We start from the raw sequence: 20,383 nt of genomic DNA on the forward strand, positions 1-20,383 counted from the left end.
TGATATGACCATGACGAGAAAACTGAGTTGGTTCACCGCCCTGCTGCTGGGCACGGCGTCTCTGGCGCAGGCGGCGCTTCCGTCAGCGCTCCCTGCAGCACCGCCTGCGGCAGCCTCTGCGCCGCAGCCTGACGTGAACCAACCGCCCGATGCCAGCGCACCGCTGCGCGACAGCCAGCTGGCGTTTACCCAGGTGGCACCGCCGCCGGGCAGCATGACGCTGCGCGGTACCGAGCCCACCAGCCAGATTGAGTTTGGCGTGCGCAGCGACGAAGTGGTCACGCGCGCACTGCTGACGCTCAACTACCGGCCATCGCCGGCGCTGCTGCCCGTGCAGTCGCAGCTCAAGGTCTACCTCAACGATGAACTGGTGGGGCTGGTCACCGTCACCGCCGATCAGGCCGGCAAAGAGAACCAGACGCAGCTGGCGATCGACCCGCGCTACATTAGCGACTTCAACCGCATCCGCTTTGAACTGGTCGGTCACTATGCCAACGTGTGTGAAAACCCGGCCAACAGCACCATCTGGCTGGATATCGGTAAAGCCAGCACGCTGGACCTGACACTGCAGAAGCTGCCGCTGAAAAACGATCTGTCCCATTTCCCGGAGCCGTTCTTTGATGCGCGTGATAACCGTCCGCTGCAGCTGCCGATGGTGTTCAGCGACCAGCCGGATGTGCAGCAGCAGCGCGCGGCGGGCCTGCTGGCTTCCTGGTTCGGTAGCCAGGCGCAGTGGCGCGGCCAGTCCTTCCCGGTGCTGTATAACCAGCTGCCTGCGGGGCAGCATGCGGTGGTGTTCGCCACCAACGATCGCCGGCCTGACTTCCTGCAGACGCTGCCGCCGGTGGACAAACCCACCGTGGAAATGGTCAGCCAGCCGGACAATCCCTATCAAAAGATGCTGCTGATTCTCGGCCGTGACGATAACGATCTGATCACTGCGGTCGAGGGCATTGCACAGGGTGAACTGCTGCTGCGCGGCGAGCGCGCCACCATCGACAGCGTCAAACTGCTGGCGCCGCGCCAGCCGTACGATGCGCCAAACTGGGTGCGCACCGATCGCCGCACCACCTTCGGTGAACTGACGCAGTATCAGAATCAGCTACAGGCCGATGGCCTGCAGCCCAATCCGATCAGCCTGACGCTCAACCTGCCGCCGGACCTGTTCCTGGTGCGCGCACGCGGCATTGATATGGATCTGATCTACCGTTACACCTCACCGGTGCAGCAGGACGGCTCGCGGCTGGCGGTAAATCTCAACAACCAGTTCATGCAGGATTACCCGCTGACCAGCAAAGCGGGCGCGGGCCAGCAGCTGATGCGCATTCCGCTGATGCAGGGCCTGCAGGACAACAGCCGTCAGCTGACCATTCCGGCGCTGCGCCTCGGCGTGGTCAATCAGCTGCGCTTTGATTTTGACTACGCCAATACCTTTATTGGCGGCACCGCCGATGGCCGCTGTGAAACCGTCACCCCCGTCGCGCATCACGTGGTGATAGACGATCGCTCCAGCATCGATTTCTCCGGCTATCGTCACTACATTGAAATGCCGTCGCTGGGTGCTTATGCCAGCGCCGGCTTCCCGTTCAGCCGCTACGCCGATCTGGCACAAACGCTGGTGCTGGTGCCGGCGAAACCGCAGCGCGGCGAAGTCAGTACCCTGCTGGATGCACTGGGCGCGATCGGTGCCCAGACCGGCTATCCGGCGCTGCGCGTACAGGTGAGTGATGACTGGGGCCAGGCCAAAGATCACGATGCCGATCTGCTGTTGATCGGCAGTATTCCGCCGGATCTGCAGGCGGATAAGGCGATCAATCTGCTGGTCGATCGCACACGCAGCACCCTCAGCATGCCGTCGCGCCCGGTCAGCGCGCCCAGCGTGCCTTTATCAGCCAGCGAGCGCGCGGCTGAAAGCCAGACCGGCATCAGCTCGCGCGGTCCGCTCGGCGCCATCGTCGGCTTCCAGTCGCCGTTCCACGATCAGCGCAGCGTGGTGGCGCTGCTGGCTGACAGCCCGCGCGGCTGGGATTTGCTGAATGCAGCGCTGCGCGACAGCGGTAAGCGCGCGGCGATGTTCGGTTCCGTCAGCATCGTCCGGGAGTCCGGCGTCAACAGCGTGCGCGTCGGCGACACCTACTTTGTCGGACATCTGCCGTGGTGGGAGCGGCTGTGGAATCTGCTGGCCACCCATCCGGTATGGCTGGCGATATGTGCCGTGCTGGTGGTGATCCTGTTCGCCCTGATGGCCTGGCGCCTGATGCGCATGGTGAGCCGTCGTCGCCTGGCTGAGCTGGATGACGATGAATAAGTTACCGCTTGCGCTGCTGATCGCCAGTGCGCTGGCGGGTAGCGTGGAGGCCGCACCCGGCCCGCAGGTGGCGCCGGTGGCGTGGCTGCTGATGCAGATTCGTACCGGCGAATCGACCAATAAGTACGATTTGGTGCAGCAGTCGCTGTACCGGCTGGAAAAAATTGATCCGGACAATCCGCAGGTGCTGGCGGCGCGCATTCGCATGGCGCTGCGTCAGGGCGATCAGGCCAAGGCGCAGCAGCTTTTCGATACGCTGCAAAAGGCTGCGCCGGATGACGCCGCCACGCGCGAATCCGCGGCAGGTTTGCGCCTGATGAGCCCCGAAGGACGTCAGCAGCTGCAACAGGCGCGGCTGCTGGCCACCGCCGGACGGCTGCCGGAAGCCAAAACTGCGTGGGATGCGCTGTTTCACGGCGTCTTTCCCGATGTGAATACCGAACTGGAGTACTGGCGGCTGGTTGCGCGCCTGCCGGGCCAGCAGCCGCTCGCCTGGCGGCAGTTGCAGGCGCTGGAGCAGCGCTATCCGGGCAACATCGGCGTCGAGCTGCAGCTGGCGCGCATGGCGTTTGAGAATAACCAGCCGGATCAGGCAGTGACTCAGCTGCGCCTGCTGGCCAACCGCGACGGTGGACGCGATGCCGCTGCCGAACTGTGGCTGCAGCAGATTCAAAATCAGCCGGTCAGCGATCGCAGCGTTGCCCGCCTGCAGCAGTATCTGCAGGTGTTCACCAGCGGCGATGCGCAACAGCGCGGAGCGGATGAGCTGGCGCGCCAGCAGAAAATGCTAGCCGATCCTGCCTTCCGCCAGCGCATGCGCGGCCTGGCGCTGGTCGAGGCCGGCGGCGGTGCGACGGCAATCGGCGCATTACAGGCGGCGCTGAAGGCCAGTCCGGACGACGCCGAACTGCTCGGCGCCATGGGCCAGGCGCAGGCGCGTGCCGGTCACCGCGCCGCCGCCATCAGCTGGCTACAGAAAGCGATTCAGGCGGGCCAGGCCAGCACGCAAATCGGCAAGTGGCAGTCCCTGTTACAGACCAATCGTTACTGGCTGGCTATCGACAGCGGCGACGCGGCGCTGAAGCAGGGTGATTTGTCCGGCGCTGAACAGCAGTACCGCAGCGCGCAGGCCATCGACAGCAATGACAGCTGGGCGCTCATCGGCCTCGGCGATGTGGCGCAGGCGCGCAAAAACAGTGCCTTAGCCCGGCAGTACTGGCAGCAGGCGCTGCGTCTTGATCGCAATAACGGCACGGCGCAGCAGCGCCTGAGCAATTTACGTATTGAGAGCCTGCTGGCCGACGCTGACGCGCTGGCGCAGCAGGGGCAATGGCCGCAGGCGGTCGCGAACTACCGTGAGGCGGCTCAGGCGCGCCCGGGTGATGTCTGGCTGGCCTGGCGGCTGGCCAATGCGCTACGCAGCAGTGGTGACAACCAGGCAGGCGCGGCAGTAATGGCCGCGATGGTACGCCAGCAGCCGCAGCAGCCCGCAGCGCTGTATGCGGCGGCACTGTGGCAGTCATCCGGCGACGACGATGCCGCCGCGCTGGCCACCCTGCACCGTTTACCCACCGCCCGCTGGGACAGCAACATGCGCGAACTGGCGGACCGCCTGACGCAAAACCAGGCATTCGGGCGCGCCGCAGAATTACGCGCACGCGGCGATGAAGCCGCCGCCATCCGCTTGCTGCAACAGCAGCCGGCCTCGTCGCGCCGCGACATTACGCTGGCCGACTGGGCGCTGGAGCGGGGCGATGCCACAACAGCGCTGGCCGGTTATCAGCAGGTGCTGCAGCAGGACGCCAGCAACAACGATGCCGCGCTCGGCCGCATCGAAGCGCTGCTGGCGCTACAGCGCACCACCGAGGCCCGCGCAGCGCTGCACAGCCTGCCGGAAAGCGTGCAACAGCAGAGCCTGAACAGCGGCCGGCGCGTGGCGCTCGCCTGGCAAAACAGCGGCGATACCAGCAAAGCGCAGCAGCTGTTTAGCGCGCTGAAAACCCGCGCCGCCGCTGTCGCGCCGTCACAGGAAAAAGCGCTGGTGCTGCGTGACGCCGCGCGGCTGGAGAGACAGCAGCGCCAGCCCGCGCTGGCACAGCAGGATTACCGCGCGGCGATGGTCGCCAGTGGCATCACGCCTGCGCTGCCAGACGATAACGCCCGCTATACCCGGCTGACGCGCACGCAGGCACAGGACGACTGGTTAAAACGCAGCATTCGCAGCGACGCCGCTGACCTGTATCGCCAGCAGGACACCACCGTGACGCTGGAACAGGACTACTCGCGCGACAAAGGCAACGGTGGCACCTCCGATTTCACCGCTCATACCACCATGCTGCAGGCGGAAACCCCGCTGGCCGATGGCCGCAGCTTTGTGCGCGTCGATCACGTACAGGTGTCTGCCGGGACGTTTTCCACCACGGATGGCAGCCACAGTGAACTGTTCGGCAGCTGTAACGACGCCAACGCCGGGGGCTGCCGGCGCGACTTCACCCAGCGGGACGAAGGTACCGCGCTGGGCGTCGGCTGGCACAACGATCGCTGGTCAGCCGATATCGGCACCACGCCGCTCGGTTTCACCGTGACCAACTGGGTCGGTGGCGTAAGCTGGAAAACCGACCTCGACGATCTCGGGATGACCTTTACGGCTTCACGTCGACCAATCTCCAGTTCGCTGCTGGCTTACGCCGGCGCGCGCGATCCGGCCACCAACGGCGGCAAAAACTGGGGCGGCGTCGTTGCGACCGGCGGCGGCATCGGCCTGAGTTACGATCGGGGCGGCGCGCACGGCGTGTGGGCCGATCTCAGCGCCCATCAGATCAGCGGTGAAAACGTGGCGGATAATAGCCGCGAACGGCTGATGGCGGGCTATTACTACAAGCTGATCAATAGCGACAACCAGCGCGCCACCATCGGTTTGAACAGTATGCTGTGGCACTATCAAAACGATTTGAGCGACTACACCTTTGGTCAGGGCGGCTATTACAGTCCGCAGCGCTACTTCTCACTGGCGGTACCGCTGACCTGGCGTCAGCGCACGGAAAACTGGTCGTATGAACTCGGCGGTTCGGTGTCGTGGTCACAGTCAACCACCAACGCGCAGGCGCGTTACCCGGTGAATCCGGGCTTTACGCTAGCCAGCAATCCGCCATCGGACAGCAGTTCAGGGCGCGGTTTCGGTTATACGCTGCAGGCGCTGGTAGAGCGGCGCATCACGCCGCACTGGTCGCTGGGTTTAGCCATGGACATTCAGCAGGCGAAAGATTACACCCCAAGCCACGGGCTGCTGTATGTGCGCTACTCCATGGCCGGCTGGAACGGCGACATGGATATGCCGCCACAGCCACTGGAACCGTATGCGGATTTTAAATAAGCACACTATTTACCCTGCAGTTCTCTCAGCATCGCAGCCCGCAGGATCGCGTTGAGGCGCGTCTGGTAACCTTTGCCAGGCGCCTTTAACCACTCAAGAATATCCGCATCGATTCTGATCGAAGCCTGGGTTTTTACCGGGCGGTAAAAACGCCCCCGTTCGGCTGCCTGCCAGAAAGTGTCGTCTAACGGCGCAATATCATCACACTGGATGTCACTGTCCTGTTTCCGGCTCAAAGCATCCAGCTCCGCCTGTTGCTTGTCGGTGAGCGGCGGTAATTCACTGCGTTTAAACCTGACTTTGCTCATAGCGCCTCCTCTCAATACGCGTTGCATGGCGTGCGCTGATAATCCTTATTCGCTCAACATCTGTTTCGAAGCGCACCGTATGGGCCACCAGAATGACCACATGCCCCATGACATTACCAATGGTTTGCCAGCGATATTCCCCATTTTCATAACGATCCTGTACCGACAGGTGGAAAGGATCCTCAAACACGCGGGCTGCAACTTCAAAGCGGATACCATGCTTGCGGAAATTTGTTTCCGCCTTGGTGGTATCCCACTCAAACTCCGGTTCCGTTTGCATTTATCATACACTTTTGTCTATACATTTTAGCATGACAAATTGCGTGCAGTACGCGCTGATGGTGTTGATCCGGCGCAATAGCTGCACGTTCAGTACAGGAATGAAATGAAATACAGACAGGTCTGGAATCTAGTGAGGCGCTGGAACAGCGGTTTGAAGCCAGGCGAGCGGGCCTGATGGTGATCGGCCGGACGGAAGGTGAATCCCGCCCGGCACAGAGAGGCTATCGCTTCTCCTGATAAGCCAGCCAGGTCAGCAGTTGCAGGCTGGCGGAGAAATAGTTTTGCTCCGGCGCTAAGCGGTCGCTGAGGTAGCGGGTTTCATTGAGCGTCAGATCGCGCACTGCGGTCAGGCCACCTTCCATATTGTAAGGCGCCGGGGTGTTGGCCAGCACGTCAAACCACGCTGGCGTGGTATCGCGCGCGTAGCCCTGCCAGACGCGCTGGAACGGCACCAGCCGCAGGCTTTGCGGATCGTACCACCAGATATTCAGCGGAATACGGATCGCGTCATAGCTGAAGCGGTTGGAATAGCCGACCGCCGGCGCGACGGAGCCATCAGCGTTCAGCGCCACCCAGTCGAGCGGCAGGCCGGTTTTGCCAAACTGCATGTTGCCCAGCAGCGCCAGACCATCGTCAATCAGCGTGTTCCACACGCGCAGATGGCTGTGCTGCGCAAACTCCTGCCATGCGGCAAACAGGAAATAGGACGGATTGAGTACCACATAGCTGGTTTTATTGAAGCCCTGCGCGCCCGGTAACATCACCTTGCGACCGGCATAGTCGATCACCGTCAGCTTGATGACCGCGCGCTGAATGCGATCCGACGCCTGCTGATAATCACCGCCCCACTTTTGCGCCGCGCGTTGCAGCGCCCAGGCGATCAGCACATCGCCGTCCGAGGCATCATTTTTATCGGCGATAGGATCGGCCGCGCCCGGCGTGTAGCGCCAGTAGAACAGATCGTTATGCGGATTGCGCAGATGGGTGCGCGTCCACTGCCACAGCAAATCAAAAGTGGCGCGGTCGTTATACGCCACCGCCAGCAGCATGCCGTAACCCTGACCTTCGGTGTGGCTGACGTTATTGTTGGCCGTATCGCTGATGCGGCCGTCGCTGCTCATAAAGCGGCTTTTGTAACTGCTCCAGCCATCGGCGGCCGCCTGAGCACTGAAAAATATCACCATGAAACACAGCATCCACTGACGCCAGAACCGCATCACTCTCATCACAGCTTCCTATTGGTATCGATAATGCAGCGTGCCGCCGTCGATTTTTTCCAGCGTCAGCGGCACCGCCGCACTGCCACCCTGCGCGCGCAGCCACTGCGCGTACACGCCGGCCAGCACTGCGCTCAGCGCCAGCTGCCAGCGTTCCGCATCAACCTGACTGTCGCCCTGCGGCAGGGCATGGTGCTCAAGCATAATGGCGTTCTGCTGCGGCTGCAGCTGAACAAAGCCCCAGTTAAACCGCGCCAGCTGAAGGTTAATTTCGCGCTCCAAATCCTGCACGGTGCGCGCCTCCGGCAAAGGATAGCGCGTCGCCAGCATTTCGCCCACGCCGTTGAGAAAGGCTTCCGCTTCCTCGCCAGCGTTATCCAGCATGCTCTCAATCATCACGCTGACCAGATCAAACCAGCCCGGCTGATGCGGATGGCTGATGCGTGCGCCCGGTTGCTCACTCATTAGTTCTCTCCAAACAGATAACGGAAGTACAGATTGGCTGTGCTTTCGTTGTAATCGCCAAAGGTGTCATAGCCGAGCTGGCCGCCGATGGTGACATCTTTATTAATCTTGTAATCGGCACCGGCGTGCAGGTTATAGCCAATGCCGTTTTTGCTCTCGCCGCTGTAATAGGCGCTTTTCACAAAGCCCTGATCGGCAAGGCTTTGCAACTGGGACTGCATTGACGGATCGTTGGGGAAATACGCGCTCTTGTCCTGGCTGTACGACTGATAGCCAACCGAGCCGCCAACGTTGACTTTCAGGTCATCAAACTTGCGGCTGAAATCGACAGGGAATGACACCGCGGCATAATTCTGCGGGCTGAAATAGCCGCCCTGACCGTAGCTGAAGTAACTCAGGTTTTTGGAGAAATCCATCCACGACAGGCTCATGCCGACCTTCAGCTCGCGGTCGTCGTAGTGGTAAGGCCGCACGTAAGCGCCCGCCGTGGCCTGCACGCTGTTGTTGCTTGCCACATTTTCGCCCAGATAGCTGTAGGCGCCGCCGCCAACGTAGAAGCCCGCGTCGCCGTTATCGAAGCTCAGCATGGCGTTGCCGCCGTTTTTGGTGACGCGGCCCCAGCGCTTACCGCTGGTTTTGTCTTCCACGCCAACGTATGACAGCAGACTGTCGGTCATGGCGCGGCGTTCACCGGTGAGGATCAGCGTCAGGAAATCGGTCAGTTTCGGCGACCACTGTACGCCACCCACCAGCGTGCTGAGATCCTGACCGAGCGGCGTGCTGCCGAGGTCGATTTTGTAGCTGTCGCCCTTCAGCGCCATATTCAGTTCTACGCCGGTGGCCTTTTGCGAGTCGGTCGACGAAGACGGCGTATCGTCTATTTTCGCCGCGCCGGATGCCACCACATTGCCCTGCACCAGCGCGTTGCTGCCGAAGCGACGCCACGCATCACCGGCTGCACTGCCGGCGGTGAGCGACACCGGCGTCATGGTAAAGTCGAAGCGCGATTCGCCGAACGGCACGGTCGAGAAGGTCAGCGGCGCTTTGGCTTCAGTCAGCTTGCTGAGCCCCGATTCGCCGTCGCGCCCGCGCACCTGCATCTGTCCCTGCACCCAGGTGCCGGTTTTCTCCTGCAGGTTGTCCATCATCTCGTCAATCTGGCGCAGCGTCTGGCTCTGCTGGATCGCCGGCGTGTTGCTTGCCAGCGTGACGTCCTGCGCGCTGCTGCTGGTGGCCGGTGCGGTTTGCCACGGCATCACTGTGCCATAGCTGGAAGGCGAACCGGATACCGGCGAAGTGCTGCGGTTGATAAACGGATTGTCCGCCAGCGCCAGACCGCCAACGGTTGGCACGCTGCCGCTTTGCGCGCCCTGCAGACCAATCAGCTGGCCGCGCGCGCTGCGCAGGTAGCTCATCGCCTGGCTGTGCTCGCCGTTGGCTTCCGCCACGCGTGCCAGCAGTAACAGGCGATCCGGCGTCTGCTCGTTGCGCAGGCCGCGGGTTAAGGTATTGGCTTTGTCGACATCGTTTTGCGCCAGCGCTACGTCAATAGCGCCGGTGCGCGCATCCTGAGTCGGCGTATCCTGCGTCATCAGATAGTCATACACCACGCCCGCTTCTTTGTTCATCTTACCGGACTGATACAGGCGCGCCATGGCAAACATCAGATCGCGGTTCTGCGGATCGTGCTGCAATGCGCCCACCAGCTTGTCATAAGCGGCGGCGTACTGCTTCTGCTGGCGCAGGCGATCAACTTCATTGATCAGGTAGCCGTTACGGATGCCGGCCAGCTGCGTGGGGGTACTGCGCGCCTGCAGCTCCGGGCTGCTGAGGAAGCTCTGCGCTTCCGTGGTAAGACCGGCCTGATTCAGCACCGCCACCTGCGCAGCGTAATCACCGGCATTGCCCTGCACACCGCGCTGCATGTTGCCGCGTACCACCGTCACTGCGGTGGTGAGATCGCCGGCTTTGGCCAGTTTCTGCGCCAGATTACCGGCATCCACCGGATTGGCCGGCGGCGTGGCGGCCAGCGCACGCAGCGTATTGGCCGCCGCCGCGTCAGAACCCTGCGCCAGATAGCGGTCGGCGGTGGCCATTTGCAGATTGAAATTCACGCGCTGCGCCAGTTCGCGCATCTCACTGTTCTTGCTGCCGTTGGGAATGCGCGCCAGCAGCTGGCTGGCCTGCTGCCAGGCACCGCTCTCGCTGGCGTTGAGCGCACCGGCGTACAGTTCGCTGGTGCTGGCGCCGCTGCGCAGGGTCGGCTGCATGACGTTAGCGGCCAGCAGGCTATCGCCCTGCGCACGATAGATACGCGCCAGATCGAGCCGCAGCCAGCCGTCGCTGGGATAGCGCTGAATGGCGCTGTTCAGCGTGGCGATGGCCGCGCTGCGGTTGCCTGCCGCCAGCTCACGCTTTGCCTGCGCACGCAGCGGATCGCTGCTGTTGCCGCGCGGTGCCACGCTCTGGCGCACGCTGTCTGGCAATGATGCCAGCAGGGTATTGGCTTCGGCGCTGCGGTTTTGCTGGCGCAGCACATAGAACAGGCCCTCTTTGGCGCTGCGGTTATCGGCATCGCTCTGCAGAATGGCACGGTAGGTCTGCTCCGCCTGCTGCAGCTGATTGCTGCGGCGCAGCACATCGGCACGGAACAGCTTCGCCGACACGCCTTTCTCGCCCTCGGCCTGCGTCAGCGGCTCACTCAGCGCCAGCGCCTGCGCGCTGTCACCGTTTTTCAGCGCCTGCTGGGCATTCGCCAGCTGCGCGTAAAAGCGGGCATCGGCCGCCTGCTGCTGACGCTGCTGGCTTTGATCGCCGCCCAGCTGTGCGGCGCGCGTCAGATAATCGGCGGCCTCAGCATAGCGTCCGGCGCGCTGCGCCACGTAGCCCATACCGGCCAGCGCATCGGCGTCCTGCGGGTTGGCCTGCAGCACTTTTTCAAAATTATTCTGCGCGCCGCTGACGTCACCACTGTTCAGCGCGGTAAAGCCCGCGCCCTTCTCCGCGCCGCCGACGTTTTTACGGTAGTAATCGATCACCGCGCTATCCTGCGGATGGCGCTGCTGCCAGGTCTGGTACAGCGCGGCATCCGACGCCTGCGGCGCCAGCCACAGCAGCGCCTGACGCAGCGAGCGGTCGGCCTCTTTGTTACCGTCCGCCAGGCTGGCCAGCACATCAATACCCTGGCGGCGCGTCGCTTCCTGATAAGTCAGCGCTTTACCGAGCGCCAGCTGAGCGCCGGTATCCTGCGGATGGTCAGCGGCAAACTGCCGCAGCGCTTCCACCGCCTGCGGCAGCAGCGTGCGGTCGCCGGCCATGGTCAGATAATATTCTGCTGCCACGCTGGGTGGCGGCTCGTTGCCGCTGAAGGTGTTGCGCCAGGTTTGCAGCGCGGCGGCGATGTTACCGCTGCGCGCCTGCTGACGCGCCAGTGACAGCTGCGCCTGCGGAATGCTTTGCAGCTGCCGGGCGTTGTCCAGCTCCGTCAGATGCGGATCGTTGGGCGATACCGCACTCAGGCGGGCGCGCCACTGTGCCGCATCGGCCGCGCTACCGCTTTGCTGTGAATAGAGCGCCAGCAGATACAGCGCCTGGGTATTGTTCGGCTCCACCATCAGGATTTTTTGCAGCGAGGCTTTCGCCAGATCGTCATGCGCTTTCTGATGCCAGTAGGCCGCCTGGTCGAACAGCGCCTGTAACGCGGGATTGGTGCTCTCCGCCGCCAGTAGCGGCTGTGAGAAGGCCAGCGCGCCGCCCAGCAGCAACGCCTGACGAATACCGGCACTTATCAGCTGTTTTTTCATTATTTTTATCCTTACTTGCGGCCGGAGTGGCTATCGTCTTTCGGGTGGAGACGGCGCCACGCATGGCGCTTCAGCATCACCCAGGCTGCACTGCCGACCAGCGCCGACAGCAGCAGCGCCGCGAGCGCCATCAGCACCGAGTGCTGGTTCGCATACCACACCACCATCATGTACCACGGCATTTCACCGCTCGGGAACTGCGGCCCGACGCGGAAGCTGCGGATACCGTTCTCGTCAGTGATGATGGCGGTATCGCCGCGAATGCCGGCATTGATGCGCGCCGAGTTGAGATCGTCATGCAGACGCAGCAGCTGCTGATCGCTGGTGGCGACCGTCATTACCACCAGACGATCGGCGCTCCACGGCGAGCGATAGCTGACAAAGCCGCGCCACGCTTCATTCGAAGAGAAGTAGCGATCGGCATCCAGCTGCTGGCGAGACCAGTCGCCGGTCAGCCAGCCGCGCAGCTTATCGATGGTGGTCGGCTCTTTGACGCCCAGCGTGTTGCCGCTGGTCTGGTAAGCGGTGCCGGCCAGCATCTGCTGCGTGAAGGCGCTGTGCTGCATGGTGCTCACTGCCAGCACATCGCTGTGCTGCAGGCGCGTCAGATTGGTGCCGCCGTTCGGCAGACCAAACAACACCTGGTTCTGCACCAGCGGCACGCCGGTGGCGTTACCGGCGCGCGCGGCCATGTCCAGCAGCGTCGCGATCTCGGCATCACCCGGCGCCTCCGGCAGCAGCAGCGTGGTCTGCGAAAAATCCGCCAGCCGCGAGAACGGGAACGAAGCACCGACGAAGTACGACAGGTTCGGCAGCATGGTGAAGTGGCGCGTGTGGCTCAGATCGATCCACGAATCCTCTTCGATACGGCTCTTGATGTTGTTGTTGAGCAGCACGCCGCACGGCGCATCCGCCTTTGGCTTGATGTTGAAGTAGAGCGCCAGCTGGTTGTCGCCGTAAATCAGGTATGGCTCCAGCTTCAGCGTGTACTGCTCCTGGCGTGCATCCCCGCCCAGCCGGTGCCAGGCGCTCTCCAGTAGCCCGACTTTGTTCACCGTCAGGTTGCGCAGGAAGGTGCCGTTCAGCGTGACGTTGAGGAACGAATTGTTTTCATCGATCCAGCTTTCCGACGGGAAACGGTAGTGCAGATTGACCGGAATCGCGTCGCCGTCCCACAGGAACAGGTCCGGCGCCGCGCGGAAGTTAACCCGCAGCGCATCATGCCAGATACCGGTGGTGGTCAGACTCTGATCTTTACGCAGCAGCTCGCTGAGGCGCACCGGGCGGCTGGTGTTGATCCAGCGCGGCGCGTCGTACGGTTTGCGCGTGGCAATCGGCTGCGGCGGCACATTCAGGCTGCTGGCATCGGTGGCCAGCGGCTGCGTGGTCAGGCGGTTCGCCGCCTGGCGCAGTTGGGCATCATCTGCACCGACCACCAGCAGCAGTTTGTAGACCGGATTGTTGGGGTTATCAATTACCTGCAGCAGCGGACCCTGCGTCGCAGGCAGCGTCACGCTGCCGATTTTGTCACCCGGATGGCCGATCAGAATGCCGTTGTGATCGGGCAGATCGCCGCGTACCACCGGGAAACGGATGCCACGATAATCCGACTGAATACCCAGCCAGGAAGCCACCAGCGCGGCGGCGCTGACGCTGTCCGGTGATACGTTAGCAGCAAAACCAAAGGTCACGCTGGCCGGCGTCATGCGCTGCACATCAATAAACGGCCGCGGGAAGTTGCGCAGGCTGGTGCCAATGTTGAGCTGCTGACCTTCGAGGCTCAGCGTGGTTTTCGGCAGAATGGTGACCTGATACTGCTGCGCGCTCTCTTTTTCGCACAGCAGCTTGTCGGCATCGTTAATTTTAAAGCTGAGGTTATTACTGGAAACCACCATCGCCGCCGGAATATCCAGCTGATAATCGCTGACATCGCTATCGCTGGCGCCCAGCGGCAGGGTGCCGAGCGGCTGGCCGTTGAGCATCAGCTGTAGCGAGGTATTGCGCGCCGCCAGTGCGGCTGAGACGCGCAGCGACAGATTGAGCCGCGCATTGGTGATCACCTCATCGCCCGGCAGGGTGAACAGAATGCCGGACTGCAGCTGGCCGCCGGTCAGGGTGATGCCGCGCGGCTGGCCCATCTGCGCCACCGAAATGGTGCTGCTGACTGGCTGGTTCAGCAGCGCGCCAGCGGACTCAGCGACGGGCGGCTCAGCAGCCACCTGCGGTATGACGATGTCAGGCGCTGACTGCACAGGCGCTGATTCTGCTGGCTGTGCTGACTCTGCTGGCGGTGCTGGCTCTGCTGACTGTACAGGCGCAGCCGATGCTGCTGGCTGTGCTGGCGCAGTGTTTTCCTGCTGCGGCGCGGCAGCGCCCGGTGTGTAAGGCGCGTCGCCCGCGGCCTGCTTCAGCTGCGGGTCGGCACTGGCATCCAGCCCCTGCGGCGGCGGTACCTCGGACAGCGCGGTGCTATCCTGGGTTACCGCCGGCGTCTCGGCCCAGGCCGGGGCGAGCAGCAGCGTGGTGGCCAGCGAACCTGCCAGCAGCGTGTACGTCAATGTTTTCATGCTGCGCTGTCCTCTTTGACCGCAGGCTGGTCGTCACGCCTGCGCGCCGCACGGCGATCCTTCCAGCTCAGCCAGAACAGCTCAAAAACGGTGCGGATGATGGTGCCGAGCGACACCAGCGGGTTGTCCTGCTTGTACTCCGGCTGGATCCACGCATCGGCCCGCGCCAGCACCACGCGCACCAGTTCACGGCGACGCGCCAGCGGCATCGCGCCAAAGCGCAGGCGAATCGTCTCTTCATCACCGGAGATTTTGCTCACCGGAATGGTGATGGCACCCGATTTCAGCAGCAGATCGATCTCTTCGATTTCATCGTGCTCATGCCGGTTGTCTGGCGCATCCAGCTGCGCGCCGCCCATCGACAGATCGCTGGTTTGCGTGCGCGAAGAGATGCCGCTGGCGTAGTGAATCACCGCCGGGATCTGCACCTCGATACGAATGGTTTTACGCACCTGTTTGGTTTCACGCGCCACGGCAATCGCTGCCATCAGGATGATCAGGCTGAACACCGCCCAGCCGACGTTGAGCGCAATCACGTAAGGATCGACGCCGAAGTAATCATGCGCCACCGCGCGCACCACACCGGCCACGATGCCAATCGACAGTAGCGCGGCAACGATGACGTGCGGCCGTACGATGTGGAAGTCGAAGAAGCCCTGATCCAGCAGGCCGCCTTTATCCGTCACGTTAAATTTGCCGTGCTTTGGCGACAGCAGGGTCAGCAGCGTCGGGATCACCAGATGGAAGCACATTACGGTTTCGTAGATTTCACCCCAGAAGGTGTAGCGGAATTTGCCGTTCATGCGTGAGTTGACGTACAGCGACATCACCAGATGCGGCAGCACGTAAGCGAAGATGAGTGACGCCGACGAGTGAATAATGTTCAGGTTAAACAGCAGGTAAGCCAGCGGCGCAGTGAGGAACGCCACGCGCGGCAGGCCGAACTGGAAGTGCAGCATGGCGTTGAGGTAGCACAGACGCTGCTGCCACTTGAGGCCACGGCCCAGCAGCGGATTGTCGACGCGGAAAATCTGCGTCATGCCGCGCGCCCAGCGGGTACGCTGAATCACGTGCAGCCCCAGACGTTCGGTCGCCAGTCCCGCCGCCAGCGGAATTGCCAGGAACGCCGAGCCCCAGCCGAGGCGCTGCATTTTCAGCGCGGTGTGCGCATCTTCGGTGACGGTTTCCACCGCGAAGCCGCCAATCTGTTCCAGCGCGCTGCGGCGGATCACCGCACAGGAGCCGCAGAAGAAGGTGGCGTTCCAGTTGTCGTTACCCTGCTGCACCGGGCCGTAAAACAGCGAGCCCTCATTCGGAATGCTGCGCGCCGCGCGCAGGTTACGCTCAAACGGGTCCGGCGAATAGAAGTAGTGTGGCGTCTGCAGCAGCGCCAGCTTCGGATCTTTCAGGAACGGACCGACGGTGGCCTGCAGGAACGTGCGCGTCGCCACGTGGTCGCAGTCGAACACGCAAATCAGCTCGCCTTTGGTGATTTTCATGGCGTGATTGAGGTTACCGGCTTTGGCATGGCGGTTATCGTCGCGGGTGATATAGCCGACGCCGACGTCGGCAGCAAATACGGCAAACTCGCTGCGCTTGCCATCATCCAGCAGGTAAACTTTGATTTTATCGCGCGGGTAGTCGATACACTGCGCCGCCAGCACGGTATCGCGAACCACGTCGAGGCTTTCGTTGTAGGTCGGCACGTAGACATCGACCGTCGGCCACAAGCGGGTATCATCCGGCAGCGGTTCAATGGTGCGTTTTAATGGCCAGCTGGTTTGCAGGAAGCCGAGAATTAAGATCAGCCAGACGTACAGCTCGGCCAGATATAAGCCGATACCGAGAATCGCTTCAATCTCGGAATTAAACTGCAGCGTCTCCGTGGTGCGCCACCAGATATATCGGGTCGACATCAGCGCGGAAAGAAAAACCATCACAATGGTTATTTTACGGCTTTTGCTGAAGCCCAGTAAAAACATCATGCCAATACTGATTAAGCCAAAAATATATTGTTTCTGGCTATCCATAGGCGTGATGACGATTACCGCAGCGACCGGTGCGAGCACCAGCAGCAGCAGGTAAAACCCGAGTTTACTCATGATTCACCCTGAAGAAGCTGTGTTGTTATTATTTGAGCCGGGCCGCTACCGGCCGGGCTTGTTAATAATGACTGCGGATCGGTGCCTGAACTTCGCCGTTGCCAACGTTGATATTCAGGATATTCGCCACCCGTTTTGCCACCAGTTCAATATCAAACGCCGCTGCCGAAGCCGGACTGAAATCATAGATTGACTGCTGCGAGGCATTGGCCTCGGCCACACTTTCATCGCGGTGTACCACGCCGAGTAAATTATCGCCCAGCCGCTGTTGCATAAATGCGGTGACTTCACGGCTGATATTGCGGCGATTATCACTTTGGTTGAGCACGAAATAATGACCGTGCTGATTATTTAATGGCTGGCCAATCATGCGATGGTTTTCAATTTGCGGCAGCAGCGCCACCGAAGCGGTATCCGCCAGCATCACCACTAAATGCATATCGGCCAGCGCCTGCATGGCTTTCAGCGCCGGACCGGGTCCCGGTGGAAAATCGGCGATAATCACCAGGCCAGGATAATGCAGGACGGTATCCAGTCCGCGTTTCAGAAAGTGGGCGTCGTGCGCCAGGTTGTGTTCAAAGCGCTCACGCTGCGCTTCAGTGACCTCGCCGTACGGCATGACAAAGATGTTGCTGCCGGTGGTGAGGATCGACTGGCTCCAGTCAGCCTGCTCTTCCGAGCGCGCCACAAAACCGCGCCCGTCGTGCAGCGGCACGCCAAAATGCAGGCGCAGCGCATTCTGCACGTCAAAATCGATCGCCAGCACTTTGCTGCCGGCGCGCGCCAGACTCCAGGCCAGGTTGGCCGCCATGGTGGTTTTTCCTACTCCCCCTTTTGGCGAGCACACACAAACTAATGGCATAGCGCGATCTTCTCCAGTAACGGTTTGAGCGGTGTATCTTTGGATAAATGTACCGGCTCTGCCGGACGTGAGCGGAACAGCGCACCGAAGCGCGAGGGCGCAGCAGGATCCGGCGACGTCACGGCAGGCGCGATGGGCGGTGCAGCGGCGCTCACCCGGTCGGCAGGCGCGACAGGTTCTTCAGCAACCGGCGCGCTGACCGGCGGCGGTGGAAACAGTGAGGTCGCGGCCTGACGCGCGACGTGGGTCACTTTGGGTGTCAGCGGCATCACGGACGCGGCAGCGGGCGCCGGTGGGAACAACCCGCTGTGCGGCGGTTCTGCGGCGGGCGCGGGCGTGCTGGCGGCAAGGCTCCCGAGCAGCGATCCCCTGCCACTGCCGGCAACGGGTGCCGGATTCAGCGGCGCGGCGTCCAGCGGCGCGACAAACTCATCGCCACGAATCGGCTGCGGCTGCGGCAGATCGACACGCTGGCCGCTGCCCAGCTCAGGCTCTTCATCCGTTGCCAGCTGGCGGATGATCGCCCACTGGCTGTGATCGGCTTCCTGCGATTGACCGGACATATCCTTAAAAGCAATGTCCAGCGTCTGCGTCTTTTCCTGGAAACGCTGCAGATCGTCGTAGTTCTTCATGATCAGAGCCTGTTAAAGCGGAGGGGTAATTTCCGCGAATATAACACACGCATTAAGACACGGTGAGAGAATTCTGATTATTAAAACCGCAGATTCGACAAAAGAGTTTTATCTCAAAGATTGAAAATATACAGATGCAAAAAGCATGCACTGATTAATTGAGCAGGATTAATAAAAAACGATTAACGGAAATAGTAACTGGAGAGATGATGATTTAACTGCATGATAAATAATAACTTATCATCTAAATATACAGTTCTATCTGGCCGTGATGGCGCTCACACAATGCGGCATGGATTCAGAATTTGCCTTAACCTTTTGGCCAATGTTCAGGACCAGCGAGGTAAAGATTCAGTCAGGTTATACATTTCTTCCGTTGCAGGCAATTAAGACACGAAAGGTTAATTTTACTGATGTATCCCGCCATCCATAACAAAGGCTCCCGCAGGAGCCTTTCACATCGGCTGGCCGTAATTACGGCGTCGCCACCGGCTGATTCTCGTCCTGATCAACGGCAAAACAGGCGATTTGCTGTTCACCATACTGCTTCAGTTTCGGCTGCAGCTGCACGCAGGTTCCGAAGCGACGGCGGCAGCGCGCGTTAAACGCACAGCCCGGCGGTGGATTGAGCGGGCTCGGCAGTTCACCGGTCAGCTTGATGCGCTCACGGCGTTCGTCCGGATTGAGGCGCGGCGTGGCCGACAGCAGCGCCTGAGTGTACGGATGGCGCGGATTGCTGAAGATCGCCTCTTTACTGCCCTTTTCCACACAGCGCCCGAGATACATCACCATCACTTCGTCAGCGATGTGTTCCACTACCGACAGGTCATGCGAGATGAACACATAGGACAGGCCGAGATCCTGCTGTAAATCCATCATCAGGTTGAGCACCTGTGCACGTACCGACACGTCGAGCGCCGACACCGGCTCATCGGCAATCAGCACGTCGGGATCGAGCATCAGGCCGCGCGCAATAGCGATACGCTGGCGCTGACCGCCGGAGAACATGTGCGGATAGCGATCGTAGTGCTCGGTTTTCAGGCCCACTTTGGCCATCATCTCCAGCGTTTTTTCCCGCCGCTCCGCTTTGCTCAGCGCGGTATTGATCACCAGCGGCTCTTCCAGAATCTGGCTGATTTTCTTACGCGGATTGAGCGAGCCATACGGGTTCTGGAACACAATCTGGATTTTCTGCCGGCGCAGTTTTTGCGCCTGCGGATCGTGTTTCAGCAGATCCTGCCCGTGCCAGTACAACTCGCCGGCGGTCGGCGTTTCAATCATGGTCAGCAGGCGACCCAGCGTGGATTTACCGCAGCCGGATTCGCCCACCACCGCCAGCGTTTTGCCACGCTCGAGGTTAAAGGAGACGCCATCCAGCGCCTTCACCAGACGCTCCTGGCCGAACAGCCCCTTTTTCACCGGATAGTGTTTTTTCAGGTCAATCGCCTGCAGCAGGTAATCCTGCTTCGTGTTATCAAGACTCATAAGTCGGTCTCCCGGCATCATCCAGTGGGAAGTGACATTTGGACTGGCGGCCCGGAATATCGCGCAGCTCAGGTTCTTCAGTACGGCAGCGATCGGTCACGTACGGACAGCGCGGATTGAGCAGGCAGCCGTTGGGACGGTCATATTTGCCCGGTACCACGCCCGGCAGCGATGCCAGCCGCGCTTTGTCCGCGGCAAACTCCGGCAGCGCACGCAGCAGCGCCTGGGTGTACGGGTGACGCGGCGCCTTGAAGATATCCACCGCTTTGCCGCTCTCCACCACCTGACCGGCGTACATCACGATGATGTGCTGTGCCGCTTCGGCCACCAGCGCCAGATCGTGGGTAATCAGGATCAGCGCCATGTTCTCCTGCTTCTGTAACTCCAGCAGCAGTTCGATGATTTGCGCCTGAATGGTCACGTCGAGCGCCGTGGTCGGCTCATCGGCAATCAGCAGCTTCGGCTTACAGGCAATGGCCATGGCGATCATCACGCGCTGGCTCATACCGCCGGACAGCTGATGCGGATAGACATCCAGTCGCGACGCCGGATCGGGAATGCCGACCTGCTCCAGCAGGTCGATGGCACGCTGACGGCGTGTGCGCTTGCTGCCGCCCTGATGCACCTTCAGCGCTTCCATGATCTGGTAGCCCACGGTGTAACACGGGTTGAGGCTGGTCATCGGGTCCTGGAAGATCATCGCCACTTCAGCGCCCACCAGCTGGCGGCGCTCTTTTTCGGAGATGCGCTGCAGGTCGCGCTGATTGAACTCCAGCTTCTCCGCTTTCACGCGGCCGGGATAGTCAATCAGCCCCATGATTGCCAGCGAGCTGACCGATTTACCGGAGCCGGACTCGCCGACAATGCCGACGACCTGGCCCTGTTCTACCTGGTAGCTGATGCGGTCAACCGCACGGAACGGTGTCTTTTCGTCGCCGAAATGCACCGACAGTTTTTCTACATTTAATAACGCCATCTC

At 61.4% G+C, this 20,383-nt stretch carries 13 protein-coding genes; 2 read left to right on the forward strand and 11 right to left on the reverse strand.

Annotated features, from left to right (window positions below):
- Nucleotides 1-10 precede the first annotated feature (10 nt).
- Both bcsB (MXF20_RS17320) and bcsC read left to right on the forward strand, forming a co-directional pair.
- Nucleotides 11-2,308, forward strand: coding sequence for a cellulose biosynthesis cyclic di-GMP-binding regulatory protein BcsB (gene bcsB / locus MXF20_RS17320; protein ID WP_418936859.1), 2,298 nt, complete (start codon nucleotides 11-13; stop codon nucleotides 2,306-2,308).
- Nucleotides 2,301-5,681: a cellulose synthase complex outer membrane protein BcsC gene (bcsC, locus tag MXF20_RS17325; protein WP_325970480.1), complete on the forward strand. Its 3,381-nt coding sequence runs from the start codon at nucleotides 2,301-2,303 to the stop codon at nucleotides 5,679-5,681. The genes bcsB (MXF20_RS17320) and bcsC overlap by 8 nt, the downstream gene beginning before the upstream one ends.
- A 5-nt stretch (nucleotides 5,682-5,686) precedes the next feature.
- Here the strand turns inward: bcsC and MXF20_RS17330 are convergent, their stop codons facing one another.
- The 11 genes from MXF20_RS17330 to dppD all read right to left on the reverse strand — a co-directional run bounded on the left by MXF20_RS17330 (nucleotide 5,687) and on the right by dppD (nucleotide 20,380).
- Nucleotides 5,687-5,989, reverse strand: coding sequence for a BrnA antitoxin family protein (locus MXF20_RS17330; protein WP_325970481.1), 303 nt, complete (start codon nucleotides 5,987-5,989; stop codon nucleotides 5,687-5,689).
- Nucleotides 5,970-6,269, reverse strand: a complete 300-nt coding sequence (locus tag MXF20_RS17335) for a BrnT family toxin (RefSeq protein ID WP_058771045.1) — start codon at nucleotides 6,267-6,269, stop codon at nucleotides 5,970-5,972. The genes MXF20_RS17330 and MXF20_RS17335 overlap by 20 nt, the downstream gene beginning before the upstream one ends.
- 223 nt (nucleotides 6,270-6,492) lie before the next feature.
- Nucleotides 6,493-7,497 (reverse strand): glycosyl hydrolase family 8, encoded by a 1,005-nt coding sequence (locus MXF20_RS17340; protein ID WP_325970482.1) that lies wholly within the window; start codon nucleotides 7,495-7,497, stop codon nucleotides 6,493-6,495.
- A 9-nt stretch (nucleotides 7,498-7,506) separates the two neighbouring features.
- Complete coding sequence (gene bcsD / locus MXF20_RS17345) at nucleotides 7,507-7,953, reverse strand: cellulose biosynthesis protein BcsD (protein ID WP_325970484.1); 447 nt, start codon at nucleotides 7,951-7,953, stop codon at nucleotides 7,507-7,509.
- Nucleotides 7,953-11,756, reverse strand: a complete 3,804-nt coding sequence (locus tag MXF20_RS17350; RefSeq protein WP_325970485.1) for a cellulose biosynthesis protein BcsC — start codon at nucleotides 11,754-11,756, stop codon at nucleotides 7,953-7,955. The genes bcsD and MXF20_RS17350 overlap by 1 nt, the downstream gene beginning before the upstream one ends.
- Nucleotides 11,757-11,767: 11 nt before the next feature.
- Complete coding sequence (gene bcsB / locus MXF20_RS17355) at nucleotides 11,768-14,323, reverse strand: cellulose biosynthesis cyclic di-GMP-binding regulatory protein BcsB (RefSeq protein ID WP_325970487.1); 2,556 nt, start codon at nucleotides 14,321-14,323, stop codon at nucleotides 11,768-11,770.
- Nucleotides 14,320-16,425, reverse strand: coding sequence for a UDP-forming cellulose synthase catalytic subunit (bcsA, locus tag MXF20_RS17360; RefSeq protein WP_325970488.1), 2,106 nt, complete (start codon nucleotides 16,423-16,425; stop codon nucleotides 14,320-14,322). Before bcsA ends, bcsB (MXF20_RS17355) begins: the two co-directional genes overlap by 4 nt.
- 61 nt (nucleotides 16,426-16,486) lie before the next feature.
- Nucleotides 16,487-17,287 carry a cellulose biosynthesis protein BcsQ gene (gene bcsQ, locus MXF20_RS17365; protein ID WP_325970490.1) on the reverse strand — a complete coding sequence of 267 codons (801 nt, stop codon included), beginning with the start codon at nucleotides 17,285-17,287 and terminating at the stop codon, nucleotides 16,487-16,489.
- The gene (gene bcsO / locus MXF20_RS17370) at nucleotides 17,278-17,919 is read right to left on the reverse strand and encodes a cellulose biosynthesis protein BcsO (protein WP_325970493.1); all 642 of its coding nucleotides are present in this window, start codon (nucleotides 17,917-17,919) and stop codon (nucleotides 17,278-17,280) included. Before bcsO ends, bcsQ begins: the two co-directional genes overlap by 10 nt.
- A 474-nt stretch (nucleotides 17,920-18,393) precedes the next feature.
- Entirely contained in the window at nucleotides 18,394-19,404 is a 1,011-nt protein-coding gene (gene dppF, locus MXF20_RS17375) for a dipeptide ABC transporter ATP-binding subunit DppF (RefSeq protein WP_021507018.1), read from the reverse strand.
- On the reverse strand, nucleotides 19,394-20,380 hold the full coding sequence (gene dppD, locus MXF20_RS17380) for a dipeptide ABC transporter ATP-binding protein (RefSeq protein WP_141497128.1): 987 nt from the start codon (nucleotides 20,378-20,380) through the stop codon (nucleotides 19,394-19,396). Before dppD ends, dppF begins: the two co-directional genes overlap by 11 nt.
- Nucleotides 20,381-20,383 lie beyond the last annotated feature (3 nt).

The organism is Pantoea dispersa (genome assembly GCF_035783935.1).
GTDB lineage: Bacteria > Pseudomonadota > Gammaproteobacteria > Enterobacterales > Enterobacteriaceae > Pantoea > Pantoea dispersa_C.

Coding starts and splice junctions, on each gene's coding strand:
- bcsB (WP_418936859.1), top strand. CDS start 11: ATGACGAGAAAACTGAGTTGGTTCACCGCCCTGCTGCTGGGCACGGCG.
- bcsC (WP_325970480.1), top strand. CDS start 2,301: ATGAATAAGTTACCGCTTGCGCTGCTGATCGCCAGTGCGCTGGCGGGT.
- MXF20_RS17330 (WP_325970481.1), bottom strand. CDS start 5,989: ATGAGCAAAGTCAGGTTTAAACGCAGTGAATTACCGCCGCTCACCGAC.
- MXF20_RS17335 (WP_058771045.1), bottom strand. CDS start 6,269: ATGCAAACGGAACCGGAGTTTGAGTGGGATACCACCAAGGCGGAAACA.
- MXF20_RS17340 (WP_325970482.1), bottom strand. CDS start 7,497: ATGAGAGTGATGCGGTTCTGGCGTCAGTGGATGCTGTGTTTCATGGTG.
- bcsD (WP_325970484.1), bottom strand. CDS start 7,953: ATGAGTGAGCAACCGGGCGCACGCATCAGCCATCCGCATCAGCCGGGC.
- MXF20_RS17350 (WP_325970485.1), bottom strand. CDS start 11,756: ATGAAAAAACAGCTGATAAGTGCCGGTATTCGTCAGGCGTTGCTGCTG.
- bcsB (WP_325970487.1), bottom strand. CDS start 14,323: ATGAAAACATTGACGTACACGCTGCTGGCAGGTTCGCTGGCCACCACG.
- bcsA (WP_325970488.1), bottom strand. CDS start 16,425: ATGAGTAAACTCGGGTTTTACCTGCTGCTGCTGGTGCTCGCACCGGTC.
- bcsQ (WP_325970490.1), bottom strand. CDS start 17,287: ATGCCATTAGTTTGTGTGTGCTCGCCAAAAGGGGGAGTAGGAAAAACC.
- bcsO (WP_325970493.1), bottom strand. CDS start 17,919: ATGAAGAACTACGACGATCTGCAGCGTTTCCAGGAAAAGACGCAGACG.
- dppF (WP_021507018.1), bottom strand. CDS start 19,404: ATGAGTCTTGATAACACGAAGCAGGATTACCTGCTGCAGGCGATTGAC.
- dppD (WP_141497128.1), bottom strand. CDS start 20,380: ATGGCGTTATTAAATGTAGAAAAACTGTCGGTGCATTTCGGCGACGAA.